The 13,300-nt window shown below is 70.8% G+C and carries 10 protein-coding genes; 4 read left to right on the plus strand and 6 right to left on the minus strand.

What is annotated here, in order from left to right; all coding sequences use genetic code 11:
- Positions 1 to 187: 187 nt before the first annotated feature.
- Complete coding sequence (locus ABZO29_RS17745) at positions 188 to 1,246, minus strand: BMP family protein (protein ID WP_367321177.1); 1,059 nt, start codon at positions 1,244 to 1,246, stop codon at positions 188 to 190.
- 282 nt (positions 1,247 to 1,528) lie between these two features.
- Entirely contained in the window at positions 1,529 to 2,749 is a 1,221-nt protein-coding gene (locus ABZO29_RS17750; protein WP_367321178.1) for a M20 family metallopeptidase, read from the minus strand.
- 334 nt (positions 2,750 to 3,083) lie between these two features.
- Here ABZO29_RS17750 and ABZO29_RS17755 point away from each other — a divergent pair, with 334 nt between their 5' ends.
- Positions 3,084 to 3,749: a class I SAM-dependent methyltransferase gene (locus ABZO29_RS17755; protein ID WP_367321179.1), complete on the plus strand. Its 666-nt coding sequence runs from the start codon at positions 3,084 to 3,086 to the stop codon at positions 3,747 to 3,749.
- A gap of 1,068 nt (positions 3,750 to 4,817) precedes the next feature.
- Here ABZO29_RS17755 and ABZO29_RS17760 read toward each other — a convergent pair.
- From ABZO29_RS17760 to ABZO29_RS17775, 4 genes are read right to left on the minus strand one after another with little or no spacing between them, the layout of a single operon-like run.
- Positions 4,818 to 5,900, minus strand: coding sequence for a hypothetical protein (locus ABZO29_RS17760; RefSeq protein ID WP_367321180.1), 1,083 nt, complete (start codon positions 5,898 to 5,900; stop codon positions 4,818 to 4,820).
- 32 nt (positions 5,901 to 5,932) lie between these two features.
- A complete protein-coding gene (locus ABZO29_RS17765) occupies positions 5,933 to 6,871 on the minus strand; it encodes an N-acetylneuraminate synthase family protein (protein WP_367321181.1) in 939 nt (312 codons plus the stop codon).
- An 11-nt stretch (positions 6,872 to 6,882) separates the two neighbouring features.
- Complete coding sequence (locus ABZO29_RS17770; protein ID WP_367321182.1) at positions 6,883 to 8,121, minus strand: NTP transferase domain-containing protein; 1,239 nt, start codon at positions 8,119 to 8,121, stop codon at positions 6,883 to 6,885.
- A 44-nt stretch (positions 8,122 to 8,165) separates the two neighbouring features.
- A complete protein-coding gene (locus tag ABZO29_RS17775; protein WP_367321183.1) occupies positions 8,166 to 9,494 on the minus strand; it encodes a DUF6716 putative glycosyltransferase in 1,329 nt (442 codons plus the stop codon).
- A gap of 198 nt (positions 9,495 to 9,692) precedes the next feature.
- Here ABZO29_RS17775 and ABZO29_RS17780 point away from each other — a divergent pair, with 198 nt between their 5' ends.
- From ABZO29_RS17780 to ABZO29_RS17790, 3 genes are read left to right on the plus strand one after another with little or no spacing between them, the layout of a single operon-like run.
- Positions 9,693 to 10,673: a glycosyltransferase family 2 protein gene (locus tag ABZO29_RS17780; protein ID WP_367321184.1), complete on the plus strand. Its 981-nt coding sequence runs from the start codon at positions 9,693 to 9,695 to the stop codon at positions 10,671 to 10,673.
- Positions 10,673 to 12,019 carry a polysialyltransferase family glycosyltransferase gene (locus ABZO29_RS17785; RefSeq protein WP_367321185.1) on the plus strand — a complete coding sequence of 449 codons (1,347 nt, stop codon included), beginning with the start codon at positions 10,673 to 10,675 and terminating at the stop codon, positions 12,017 to 12,019. Before ABZO29_RS17780 ends, ABZO29_RS17785 begins: the two co-directional genes overlap by 1 nt.
- Before the next feature lie 45 nt (positions 12,020 to 12,064).
- Positions 12,065 to 13,246 (plus strand): acyltransferase family protein, encoded by a 1,182-nt coding sequence (locus ABZO29_RS17790; protein WP_367321186.1) that lies wholly within the window; start codon positions 12,065 to 12,067, stop codon positions 13,244 to 13,246.
- Positions 13,247 to 13,300 lie beyond the last annotated feature (54 nt).

A 13,300-nucleotide genomic window follows, 5' to 3' on the forward strand; every position in this document is an offset into this window, starting at 1 on the left:
GGAGGGCTGGACGCGTTGATGGCGCACTCTCCTCGGGGAAAAGGGGCTGCGTAGGGGAGGGCAGGCGTCGGCGACGCTAGCGCGGCAACTCCATGCTACACGCGTAGAGTTGACACATTGTTATGGCCCGGCGAGTGGCCGTGGAAAGCGCCTCTCGCCGAGCCGAGGTCCGACGGGAACCGTCAGGTCACGGGGTGGTCTTGACCGTGATGGAGCCGTCGACGATCTTCTGCTTGGCCGTGTCCAGCTGGGACTTGATGTCGTCGATGAAGCCACCGCTGGTGGCCAGCGAGACACCGCCCTTGGCGAGCGAGTAGTTGTTCTGGCCCGTCAGCGGCTTGCCGTCGTGCACGGACTTGATGAAGTCGTAGACACCGACGTCGACGTTCTTGACCATCGAGGTCAGGATCGAGTTCTTGTACTTGGCCAGACCCGGGATGTTGTACTGGTCGGAGTCCACGCCGATGGCCCAGGTGCCCTTGACGCCGCTGACGGCCTCGATCGAGCCGTTGCCGGAGGAGCCGGCCGCCGAGTAGATGACGTCGGCGCCCTTGTCGAGCATGCCCGACGCGGCCTCCTTGCCCTTGTCGGGGCTGGAGAAGCCGGAGAGGTCGGAGCCGTGCGTCAGGTACTGGACGTCGACCGTGACCTTCGGGTTGGTGTCCTTGACGCCCTGGACGTAACCCGCCTCGAACTTCTTGATCAGCGGAGTGTCGACGCCGCCGATGAAGCCGACGTGGTTCTTCTTGGTCTTCAGTGCCGCGGCGACGCCGGCAAGGTAGGAGCCCTGCTCCTCGGTGAACGTGATGCTGTTGACGTTCGGGGCGTCCACGACCGAGTCGACGATGCCGAAGCTGATCTTCGGGTACTTCGCGGCGACCTTGGTCATCGACGTGGCGTAGGAGAAGCCGACACCGATGATCGGGTTGTAGCCGGCGTCGGCGAGGTCGGTGAGACGCTGCTCGCGGTCGGCCTCGGTGTCGGAGGTCTTGGCGGTCAGCTCCTTGATCTCGCCGCCGAACTCCGCCTTGGCCTTGTCGGCGCCACGCGCGGCGGAGTCGTTGAAGGAACGGTCACCACGGCCGCCCACGTCGAAGGCGAGACCGATCTTGACACCCTTGTCGCTGCCGGCAGTGCCGGTGGCCGCGGTGTCGTTGTCGGAGGAGGTGCTGCCACAGGCTGTGGCAGACAGTGCGAGAGCTGCGGTCGCGATACACGCAGCGGAAAGCTTGGCTACCCGGCGCACGGGAAGGCTCCTTCACCTGACCTGAGCGCCATGTCGGCGCTTCATGTGAGCACCATGCCAGTGCTCGGGCCCGGACGCCCCTGCGGCGTCGGCTTCGCGGCATCGTAACGCGCGTAGATGTCAGAAAAACACCCGTAGGGAAGCCGTTATCGATTCGAGGCAAACACCGTCTGAACTCGGGCTCTTGTGACGTTCACGCCGAAGATTTCAAACCGTGCACGAATGGCTTACAACCGTGTTGCGCCGGACGGCGCAACGGCCCCCGAAGGGGCCGTTCTCACGTCAGTCCGTGGCGTCCAGCAGCGCGGCCGCGGTGAAGAGCTCGACGCCGACCTTGATGGCGGACTCGTCGACGTCGAAGTCACCCTGGTGCAGATCGCGCACCGAGCGCTCCCCCAGGGCCCGCACGCCGAGCCGGGCCATGGCTCCGGGTACCCGCTCGAGGTACCAGGAGAAGTCCTCGCCGCCGAGGCTCTGCTCGGTGCCCTCGACGGAGTCGGTCCCGCGCCGCGTGAACATGGCTTCCCGCAGCAGCTCGGTCACGGCCGGGTCGTTCACCACCGGCGGAACGCCACGCACGTAGTTGATCTCGGACTTGGCGCCGTGCAGGTTGGCGACGTCGTCGATGGCCCCGACCACGATGTCCGGGGCCTGCCGCCAGGCGTCGATGTCGAGGCAGCGCACCGTCCCGGACAGCTCCGCGTGCTGCGGAATGACGTTGGGCGCATGGCCGGACTCGATGCGGCCCCAGGTCACGGCGACCCCGGCGCGGGTGTCGACGCGCCGTGCGACCAGCGCGGGCACGTCGGTGACGACGCGGGCGGCGGCGGTGACGAGGTCGGTGGTCAGATGGGGCCGGGCGGTGTGCCCGCCGGGACCGTCCAGCGAGATCTCGAGCCGGTCGCACGCCGATGTGATGGCACCGGCCCGCAACCCGATCTTCCCCACGTCGACCCGGGGATCGCAGTGCACGGCGATGATCTGGTCCACCCCGTCGAGCACCCCGCACTCGATGGCGTCCGCGGCCCCGCCGGGCAGCACCTCCTCGGCGGGCTGGAAGAGGAGCCGCACGGGCCGCGGGAGCAGGCCCTGGCGGTGCAGGTCGGACAGCACGAGCCCGGCCCCGAGCACGACGGTCGTGTGCACGTCGTGACCGCAGGCGTGCGCGCGGTCGGGCACGGTCGAGCGGTACGGGCACTCGCTCTTCGCGTCCGGGATGGGCAGGGCGTCGATGTCGGCCCGCAGGGCGAGCCTGCCGACGCCCTCCACGGGGTCACCGATGTCACATACGAGCCCGGTCCCGACGGCGAGTACGCGCGGCTGGAGCCCGGCCTTCTCGAGCCGGGCCTTGATCGCGGCGGTCGTGCGGAACTCCTGGTTGCCGAGCTCCGGGTGCATGTGCAGGTCGCGCCGGAACGCCACCAGCTCGGCGCGGAGCGCCTCCGGCAGCGTCCCGGGGAGCAGGGCTTCCCCGGGGTGATCGACCTCGGACTCTGAGGACATCAATTGCTTCACCCTCTGAAGGGTAGGACGCCTGGACTGCCAACTGCCCATCGATCAACAAAACTTCAACCCGATCGGGGAAGAAAATCTGGCCGCCCGGCGCATGGGTATCTACTCGGATGGGTAAACTCGCCCGTCTTCGTCGACCGAGCGCAGCACACCCATTGCTCCACGCATACCACGCCCCACACGCGTCGCGCGCTTCTGTCCATCTGACGGACCCGCACGGTGTGGGTGGTGAATCACGGGGTCAGGGGCCTGCCCGGGCCTGCCCGGGCCGCGGGATCTCCAAATCGGCGGTAGCCCGGCCGCACCGCCGATAGGGTGCGCCAGCGTGAGCTCCCAGGACCCTGCATTCATTCGGACCACGCAATCGTCGTACGACGCGATAGCCCGCGACTACGCGGCCCAGTTCCCGGCGGAGGGCCTGGACGGCACACCTCCCCTGGACCGGGCCGTGCTCACCGCCTTTGCCGAGCTGGCGCGTGAGCACGCTCCCGCCCCGGTCGGCGACCTGGGCAGCGGCCCCGGCCATGTCACCGCCCGGCTGCACGCCCTCGGCGTCCCGGTCTTCGGCGTCGACGTGTCTCCCCGCATGGTCGAACTGGCCCGCCGCGCGCATCCCGGTCTCCGCTTCCACGTCGGCTCGATGACCTCCCTGGACCTCCCGGACGAGACCCTCGGCGGCATCCTCGCGCTCTACTCGATCATCCACGTCCCGGACGATCACCTGCCGGCGGTCTTCGCCGAGTTCCACCGCGTCCTCGTGCCCGGTGGCCACGTCCTGCTGTCGTTCCAGAGCGACGAGGACGGCCACCTGCACCTCGCGGAACGTTTCGGCCACACCATTTCGCTCGACTACTACTGGCGCACCCCGGACACCGTCGCCACTCACCTGACCAAGGCCGGCCTCCATCCCCAGGCCCGCGTCCTGCGCGAACCCCTCGACGAGGAGAAACGCCCTCGCGCCTTCGTACTGGCCCGCAAGCCGGCGGTTTGAGCCGCGCCTGCGGAACACGACCTGCCGGCGACCGGGTGCGGCAAGGGGGCCAACGCCCCGTGCCGCACTCCGGCGCCGCCGGGAGAGCTCCAGGCCGCCCGGCCCCGCACAGCCGCCCGCGCCGGACCCGATCAGCACGACCGCGCCGCCGGACTGCCTGCAACGCGCGGGCGTCGGCCTCCAACACCGCCAAAGGGACCCATCGGCGCCCGGCCCCGCACAGCCGCCAGCGCCGGACCTGACACACGTCCTGTGCCGCGTTCCGGCACGGCCGTGTGCGCACCATGGCGCAAGACGGGCCTCGCGGCGCCGTGGGCAGCGGCCTGAGCCGGAGCGGGCCTGTGCCTCCCCCGTCGCCCCGAAGGGGACGCGCGCCAGCCACCGAACGGGGGCAGGGCGCCAGTGCCCCGGCTGCCGACCTTCGTACTGGCCCGCAAGCCGGCGGTTTGAGCCGCGCCTGCGGAACACGACCTGCCGGCGACCGGGTGCGGCAAGGGGGCCAACGTCCCGTGCCGCACTCCGGCGCCGCCGGGAGAGCTCCAGGCCGCCCGGCCTCGCACAGCCGCCCGCGCCGAACCCGATCAGCACGACCGCGCCGCCGGACTGCCTGCAGAGCACGGGCGTCGGCCTCCAGCACCGCCGAAGGAACCCATCGGCGCCCGGCCCTGCACAGCCGCCCGCGCCGGACCTGACACACGTCCTGTGCCGCGTTCCGGCACGGCCGTGTGCGCACCATGGCGTAAGACGGGCCTCGCGGCGCCGTGGGCAGCGGCCTGAGCCGGACCGGGCCTGTGCCTCCCCCGTCGCCCCGAAGGGGACGCGCGCCAGCCACCGAACGGGGGCGGGGCGCCAGTGCCCCGGCTGCCGTCGGCTCGGCGCGCGGCGCCGGGCGGCCTGCCGCACGCGCTCGTCGACAGTTACCGGTCGGTCAGCAAGGGGCCGGCCGACGCCCCGTGTCGGCCGGCGTGCGCACGGCTCGGCACCGCGGCGCCGCCCTCTCGGGCGAGCCAGTGCCAGGCCCGGGCGCGGCGGTGCGGCGCCCGGCGCTGTCAGCCCCGTGCCGGCGTTCTACACCGCGGTCACCGCCGACAGGCGGTGTGCTCCCCGTGCCGTCCCCGTGACGCCCGACAGGAAGCCCTGCGCGCGTGGTGAGGCGCCTTCCGTGAGCCAGTCGGGGTCGATGTCGCAGACCGCGACCCGTACCTCGGTTCCCGCGAGGGCCAGGGGCAGGGTGTGGACCACCGTCGACGGGAAGCTGAGAATCGTCCGCCCGATCGGACCCCGCCGGGCGATCAGTTCCAGGGGGAGGTCGGGGCGGACGATCTCCAGGCCCGTCTCGGCCGTCAGCCGGTGCAGTTTGTCCGCGCTCTCCCTGCGGTGCGCGAAGTAGCGCGCCACACCGTGGGCCTTGGCCAGCGCCCGGACGGCCTCCAGGTACCGTTCGCCGTCCACCACGCCGGTCTCCACCAGCGACGTACCCACCATGTCCGCCCGCTTGGTGATGCGGGGCGGGCCGAAGCGGGCCCGGGTCCAGGAGAACCCGTTCGCCGTCACCCGCACCCCCCGCGGCGTCTCGTCGATCGGCATCGACGAGAAGACCTCCACGCTGCGCTCCCCGCCCGGTGTCAGCCGGCGGCGGGCCGAGGACGAGACGGGGGCGAACAGCACGTCACGCGGGCCGGGGCGACCGCCCTTGCGGTGCCAGCGCACGAGGCGTTCGCCGCGCGCGAGCTGGGCGACGAACTCCATCGTCGCGGTGCCGTCGTCGACGACGATCAGCTCCTCCGCGCGGGTGATGGCCAGCAGGAGCTGCACATAGCGCGAGAAGGGGTCCCCCATGACCACCCGATGTGCCCTCCGCAGCAGCGCGGCCAGGCCGCCGATCGTCCGGAACGGGGCCGTCGTACCGCCCCGCGCCTCCTCCCAGCGGACCTCGTGGCCCTCCTCGCGGGCCAGCTCGGCCATGCGGCGCAACTGGCCGCGGGTCATCGGGTCGGTCGGGGCGAGGACGACCAGGGTGAACCCCGCGCCGGGCGCGTCGGCATGCGCGTGCGCGTCCGCCCACTCCAGCACGTTCAGCAGCTGTACCGGGCTCTCGACGAAGGCCAGGGTGTGGGGGGAGGTGCCGGGGTTCCCGGCGCGGGGGCTCATCGACGTACGACCGTCTCTCGCGGGGCCGGAACTCAGACGGCGACCGGCTCGCCCGCCGCCGCCGCGATCTCCGCCTCGGCGACGACGCCGGCGACGCGGCGCAGCTTCTTCATCGGGCCGAGCTCGGAGTCGTAGACCTTCTTGATGCCGTCGCCCAGCGAGGCCTCGATCGTGCGGATGTCGCGGACGAGGCGCTGAAGGCCCTGCGGCTCGACCGAGGCGGCCTGGTCGGAGCCCCACATCGCGCGGTCGAGGGTGATGTGGCGCTCGACGAACGTCGCGCCGAGCGCGACGGCGGCCAGCGTGGTCTGCAGGCCCGTCTCGTGCCCGGAGTAGCCGATCGGGACGTTCGGGTACTCCATCTCCAGCGTGTTGATCACGCGGAGGTTCAGCTCCTCCGCCTTCGCCGGGTACGTCGACGTGGCGTGGCAGAGGAGGATGTTCTCGCTGCCCAGCACCTCCACCGCGTGGCGGATCTGCTTGGGGGTCGACATGCCGGTCGACAGGATGACCGTGCGGCCCGTCGCGCGCAGGGCGCGCAGCAGCTCGTCGTCCGTCAGGGACGCGGACGCCACCTTGTGCGCGGGTACGTCGAACTTCTCCAGGAACGCGACCGCCTCCGTGTCCCACGGGGACGCGAACCAGGCGATGCCCTTCTCCTTGCAGTACTCGTCGATCTGCCGGTACTCGTCCTCGCCGAACTCGACGCGGTGGCGGTAGTCGATGTACGTCATCCGGCCCCAGGGCGTGTCCCGCTCGATGTCCCACTGGTCGCGCGGGGTGCAGATCTCGGGCGTGCGCTTCTGGAACTTGACGGCGTCGCAGCCGGCCTCGGCCGCCACGTCGATCAGCTTGAAGGCGTTCTCGAGCTCGCCGTTGTGGTTGATGCCGATCTCGCCGCAGATGTAGACGGGCTGACCGGGGCCCGCGATGCGCGAACCGAAGGTGCGGAGACGGGAGTTGGTGCTCATGCGGAGGTTCCTTACTTGGTGAGGGAATCGAGAGAGGGGCCGAGGATCCAGCTGGCGATCTCTCGGATCGCGCCGTCGCCACCGGGGACGGTGGTGACCGCGCGTGCGGCGCCGCGCACGACGTCGTGGGCGCTCGCGACCGCCACGGGCCAGCCGACGAGGGCGAAGCACGGGAGGTCGTTGACGTCGTTGCCGACGTAGAGCACGCGCTCGGGCGCGATGCCCTGCTCCTCGCACCACTGCTTGAGTGCGAGGTCCTTGCGGTCGATGCCGTGCAGGACCGGGATCCTGAGCTTCCGGGCCCGGGCGGCGACGACCTGGTTCTGTTCCGTGGACAGGATCAGCATCCGCAGGCCGCTGCGCCGCAGGGCCGCGATGCCGAGGCCGTCCCCGCGGTGCACGGAGACGAACTCCCGTCCGTCGGCGTCGATCAGCACCCGGTCGTCGGTCTGGGTGCCGTCGAAGTCGAGAACGACCGCGTCGATGTCGGCGGCGGTCGGGAGGGCGTCCGGGCGGCCCGCGTCGAAGAGTGGTGCGAGTGCGCGTGCCCGGGCCAGGTCGTGCGGGTCGTCGATCTCCAGCACCCGCGCGGGGTCGGTGCGCACGAGTTCGGTGCGGCCGAAGAAGCGGTGCTGATGCCTGCGGAAACCGGCCGCGTCCATCGCGTAGGCGGCACCGGTCTCCAGCAGGTCCTGGGGACGGTCCTGGCGGCGGGGGCGGAAGGACTTGTCGTGGTTGACGCCGTGACCGCCGGTCGCGGCAGGCGCCTCGGGCTCCGCGTCCCGCCAGATGAAGCCGTGGAACGGCGCCACGGTCACCGCCGTGTCCGCACCGTTCTCGACGACCGCGGCCGCCACCCCCTCGACGTCCTCGCGGGCGATGAACGGGCTGGTGCACTGGACCAGCAGGACGACGTCCACCACGGCCCCGTGCAGGGCCTCGTGTGCGTCCATGGCGTGCAGAACGGCCGCCTCCGACGTCGCCGTGTCCCCGGCGATGGCGGCCGGCCGCAGCACCACCTCGGCGCCGGCTTCTCGGGCGGCGGCCGCGATGGCCTGGTCGTCCGTCGACACGACGACGTCCGTCACCAGACGGGTCGCCCGGCACTCGCGCACCGCCCGCGCCACCAGCGGAACACCGCCGACGGGGGCGAGGTTCTTCGCGGGCACGCCCTTGGAGCCGCCGCGTGCGGGAATCACCGCGAGCACCCGGCGCACGACGGCGCCCCGGTCCGCTTCCGAATTGGACATGGGCTCTACTCCTTGAGCTCCTTGCGAAGGGGTGAAGGCGCCGCTCACAGCTCCCCCATCCGCCGGATGACGGGCGCCACCCGCTGCACTCCGTGCCGGTAGGCGCCGCGCGCCGCCCGGCGCACGATCTGCCGCACCGGTCCCGGCGCCTTGTCGGCGGCGGGGGCGCCGGGCAGCGGCACGCCGTCGGGGCCGAGGTGGTGGCGGGCGAGGATGCCGGGCAGATAGCCGGGCGCGGTCTCGGTCGTGTAATAGGGCGCGAGCGGCGGCAGTTCGGCGGCGGCCAGCAGCTTGCCGATCCGCTCGCGGGCCGCGTCGAAGGCCGACTCGTACGAGCCTCCCCCGGAGGCGGGTCCCCCGGCCGCGACGCCCTGCCGGGCCACCCACTCCTCGTCGGCCACCGGCCGGTGCCCGGCGTCGAGCTGGTCCCACGACGCGAGGCAGCCGGAGCCCACGAAGTGGTGGTTGCCGAGCACCTCACGCACGCCCAGGTCGGTCAGGACGACCGTGGGGATCCGCCGGTGCAGCGACTCGAGGGCGGCGGTCGAACTCACCGTCACGAGGAGGTCGGTGCGGTCGAGGACCTCGCCCATGTGCCCGTACACCAGCCGGAAGTTGGGCGGCAGGTCGGTCTTCTGCGCCAGCTTCTGGTACGGCAGTTCCTCGAGGTGCGTGGTGTGTTCGCCCGGCTTGGACCGCAGCTTGAGGAGCACCTCGCGCTCGGGGTGCCGGCGCGCGTGCTGGATCAGCCGGTTCAGCAGGTACGTACGGTCCTTGCGGCTCTCCGGCACGGACGGCTGGGCGGCGAAGACGACCGTGTAGGGGTCGTGCTCGCCGGTGTAGGCGGCACCCCCGAGGAACGGCAGCGCCACCTCCGTCACCGACGAGGCGTCGGCGCCCACACCCTCGTAGACAGCCCGGAAACGGTCCGCGTCCTGTCGGGAGTTGGCGAGGACGAGGTCGGCGCCGTGCCGCAGCAGCAGACCGTCGGCGAGCTTCTCGTATACGACTCCGACGTATCCGGTGACGACGACGGGCCGCTCGGTGCGGGCCTCCCACGCGCGGCGCAGCCCGTGCAGCATCGCCTGGACGCCGCCGCCGACGAGGGCCAGGACCAGCACGTCGTACGACTCCTCGCGCATCGTGCGCAGGAACTCGACGGCGGTCACCTCGCGGAGCGAGTCGGCTCGGACGCCGACCTCCTCGAGCTGGCGGGCGGTGGGGGTCGCTCGGCCCCGCAGGAGATAGCCGTCGAGGCGGATGTCCGATTCAGTGGAAACCGTGCGCTTCGCGGTGAGCGCACCCCATTTCCACCTGGTGTCGGAATCCGCGACAACGGCAACTCGCAGGGACCTGCTTGAACTTGCTGGCACGTCGACGACCGTAGGAAGGCATTCCTAGGTTCCACCCAACCCGAATACAACAAACGGTTAACAGCACATCGCCGAATGGCGAATCAGGTCGTCAACAGGCTGCAAAAATGCCCGGTTCACAGCTTCGCCACGCGCAGTTCACCCGACATCAAACCGACGGTAAAGACGCGTGCCGGGCCGCCCCGTAACGTCGGTCGCGTGGTCAAGCTCTCCGTCATCGTGCCGTTCTACAACGTGCAGCAATACGCGCCCGACACTCTGAAGTCCCTGCGTGCGAACACACGTGAGGACTTCGAAATCATTCTCGTCGACGACTGTTCGCGCGACGAAACACCGGACATCCTCGCGCGCGCGGAGCGCGAGCTGCCGGGCGCGGTGTACGTCAGACGCGAGCAGAACGGGGGGCTGGCGACCGCTCGCAACACGGGGATCGACAGGGCGCGCGGCGAGTACCTGACCTTCCTGGACGGCGACGACTGGCTCGCTCCGGGCTACTTCCCCCATCTGGTCGCCGCCATCGAGGAGCTGGGCTGCGACTTCGTGCGCACCGACCATGTGCAGTGCACGGGCCGGGCACGTGCGATCCACCGCGTGCCGCAGGGCCGGCGGGGTGTGGTGATGAACCCGCGGGAGGCGATCCTGCCCGCCGACCGCTCCACTTCGGTCGACTACGCGTACGCCTGGGCGGGCGTCTACCACCGCCGCCTGGTGGACAAGGGGCTGCTGCACTTCACCGACGGTCTGCGCACGGCCGAGGACCGGCCCTGGATCTGGAAGTTGCACCGGGAGGCGGAGTCCTTCGCCACGGTCGGTCTGCTCGGCGTCTTCTACCGGCGCGGAGTCGCTTCCTCGCTCACACAGATCGGGGATGTGCGACAACTTGATTTCATTCGCGCGTTCGACCAGGTAATCGAGGAAACGGCCGGCGATCCCGACGCCGATAAACTGCTGCCCAAAGCAGTGCGCACGTACTGCGCGATCATGGCTCATCATCTGGGAGCAATCGAGAGGTTCGAACCCGCTGTGGCCCGAAAATTGCGCTCGCTGAGCTCCGCCGCTCTCAAACGAATGCCACAGGATCTCCTCACGGAGGTCATGGATTCGATGGACCCGCAGCGGGCGAGCCGGCTGCGGCGGCTTCGGCGCCGGCCGGTGTCCGCGCGGGCGGTGGCCGCCTGATGGCCCGCACCACCCGGATCTTCTGCGTGTCCACCCTGTACGGAGCCGCGACCCTCGCCGCCGCGCTGGACGCCGGACTCTTCGAGCCGGCCGACCGGCGGATCCTCCTCGTCACCAACAACGCGGCCAATCCCGAGATCACGCCCTGCGTCGACGCGATGCCGGGGTTCGCCCGGATCCGTGAACGCTTCGACGAGGTGCTCTCCTGGAACGAGACCATCGCGCCCTTCCACCCCGGCGGCTGGAGTCCCCGCGGCGACGACATCCCCATGTGGGAGCGGTACGTACGGCTGCTGTGGGACCTCGGGGACGACGAGATCCGGCTGGCCGTGGAGTCCGTGCAGGTCAATCCGGCGCTCGCGCTGTGCCAGCTGTTCACCGGCGCTCCCGTCGACGTCTACGCCGACGGCCTCATAAGCTACGGCCCCACGCGCGACAAGATCGACCCGCTGGTCGGCACCCGCATCGAACGGCTGCTGCACCTCGATCTCGTCCCGGGCCTGACCCCGCTGCTGCTCACCGAGTTCGGCGTGCCGCCGGAGCTGGTGCCGACCGAGGCGTTCCTCAAGGTGCTGAGTGAACTCGCCGAGGACGAGGAGGAGGGCGAGTTGCCCTCCGCGGAGGAGCAGCCGGCGCTGCTGCTCGGCCAGTACCTCTCCGCGCTCGGCATCCTCACCGACGCCGAGGAGGAGGAGCTGCATCTGCGCATGGTGCGCGGTGCCGTGGCCATGGGCCACCGCCGACTGGTGTTCAAGCCGCATCCGGTCGCGCCCCCGCGCTGGTCGCGTCTTCTGGAGGACGAGGCCGACAGGCTCGGCGCGCGGCTCACCCTCCTCGACCGGCCCGTGCTCGCGGAGGTGGCCTTCCAGCGGATACGGCCCGCGCTCGTCGTCGGCTGTTTCTCCACCGCGCTGCTCACGGCGGCGGGCCTGTACGGCATCCCGGTCGCCCGCGTCGGCACGGACACCCTGCTGTCCCGGCTCGCGCCCTACCAGAACAGCAACCGCGTCCCGTTGACCATCGTGGACGCGCTGCTGCCTGACCTGGGCGACGAAGCCGCGGTGACCGGCTGGCGGATGCCGGGGCGGGAACGGGTGGACGAGATGGCCGCGCTGCTGGCGGCGGTCGGCTTCGCCATGCAGCCCCGCATCCAACCGCAGTTGCGGCCGGCGGCCGAGAAGTACCTCTCGAAGCACCTCGATGCGCACACCTGGCGCTACTTCAAGCGCCGCCGTCTGACGTCACTGGCCCTGCCGGGCGCCGTACCGGCCCAGCTGTCCTTCATCCCGCGCAACGCGACGGTACGGCGACTCGTGCGCCGCGCACGGGCGTTGTCGCGGCGCTGAGTGCTATCGGAACACCCCTTCGACCCTGCCGAGAAAGGCCCCCGGATGAAAGCGGCTGACCAGGCCCTGGCACCGACCAGCAGCCCGGCCCCGGCACCCACCGTCCGAATACGGACGGCCGAACCGGCCCCGCCCCGCAAGGGCGGGGGCGGCGACCGGCTGCGTGCCCTGGACGGCCTGCGGCTGCTGGCCGCCCTGATGGTGTGCATGTACCACTTCGCCGGGAAGAACGGCGAAGTCGCCGAATCCTGGCACCAGTCCCCCGGACATCTGTTCCCGACCCTGTCGCAGGCGGCCACCTACGGCTCGCTCGGCGTGCAGTTCTTCTTCGTCATCAGCGGCTTCGTGATCTGCATGAGCAGCTGGGGCCGCAGCCTGGGCGACTTCTTCCGCTCCCGTATCGCCCGTCTCTACCCGGCGTACTGGGTGGCGATCGTCATGGTGACCGCCGCCGCGGTCCTGATGCCGGTGGTCGTCCGCCCGCTCAGGGGGGACGAGCTCCTGCTGAACCTGACCATGCTGCAGCAGCCGATGGGTGCGCACCGGGTCCTGGGCGTGGACTGGACGCTGTGGGTGGAGATGCGCTTCTACGTGCTCTTCGCGCTGTTCGTGATCTGGAAGGGCGTCACCTACCGGCGTGTGGTCGTCTTCTGCATCCTGTGGACGCTGGCCGGCGTCTTCGCCCGGGTCGCCGACATGCCGCTGACGGACGAGCTCGTGATGCGCGACCACGCGCCGTTCTTCATCGGCGGTCTGGCGCTGTACCTGATCCACCGGTACGGCAGCGACCTGCTGCTGTGGGGCATCGTGGGCATGTCGTTCCTGCTGGGGCAGCGCTACTCGGTGACGGCGCTGTGGCACCCCGGCCCGCAGGGCGACTTCCACCGCAGCCCCTACGTCATCCAGGCCATCGTCTTCCTCGCCTTCGCGGCCGTCGCGGTGGTGGCGCTGGGCTGGGTGCGCTGGGCGAACTGGCGCTGGCTGACGGTGGCGGGGGCGCTGACGTACCCCTTCTACCTGATCCACGAGCACCTGGGCTGGTTCGTGATCCGGGTGCTGCACCGGGGCTTCGGACTCGGCCCCTACGAGACGCTCGCCCTGACCGTGCCGGGCCTGCTCTGCCTTGCGTATCTGATGCACCGCTTCGTGGAGAGGCCCTTCGGGCCCCGGCTGAAGCGGACGATGGCCACGCAGGCGGCACAGCTCGGAGCGCGGCTCGGGAAGTGAGGAACGGCCGAGGGCCCCTGACGTCTCGGCGTCAGGGGCCCTCGGCCGTTCGGT

The organism is Streptomyces sp. HUAS ZL42 (assembly GCF_040782645.1).
Lineage (GTDB): Bacteria > Actinomycetota > Actinomycetes > Streptomycetales > Streptomycetaceae > Streptomyces.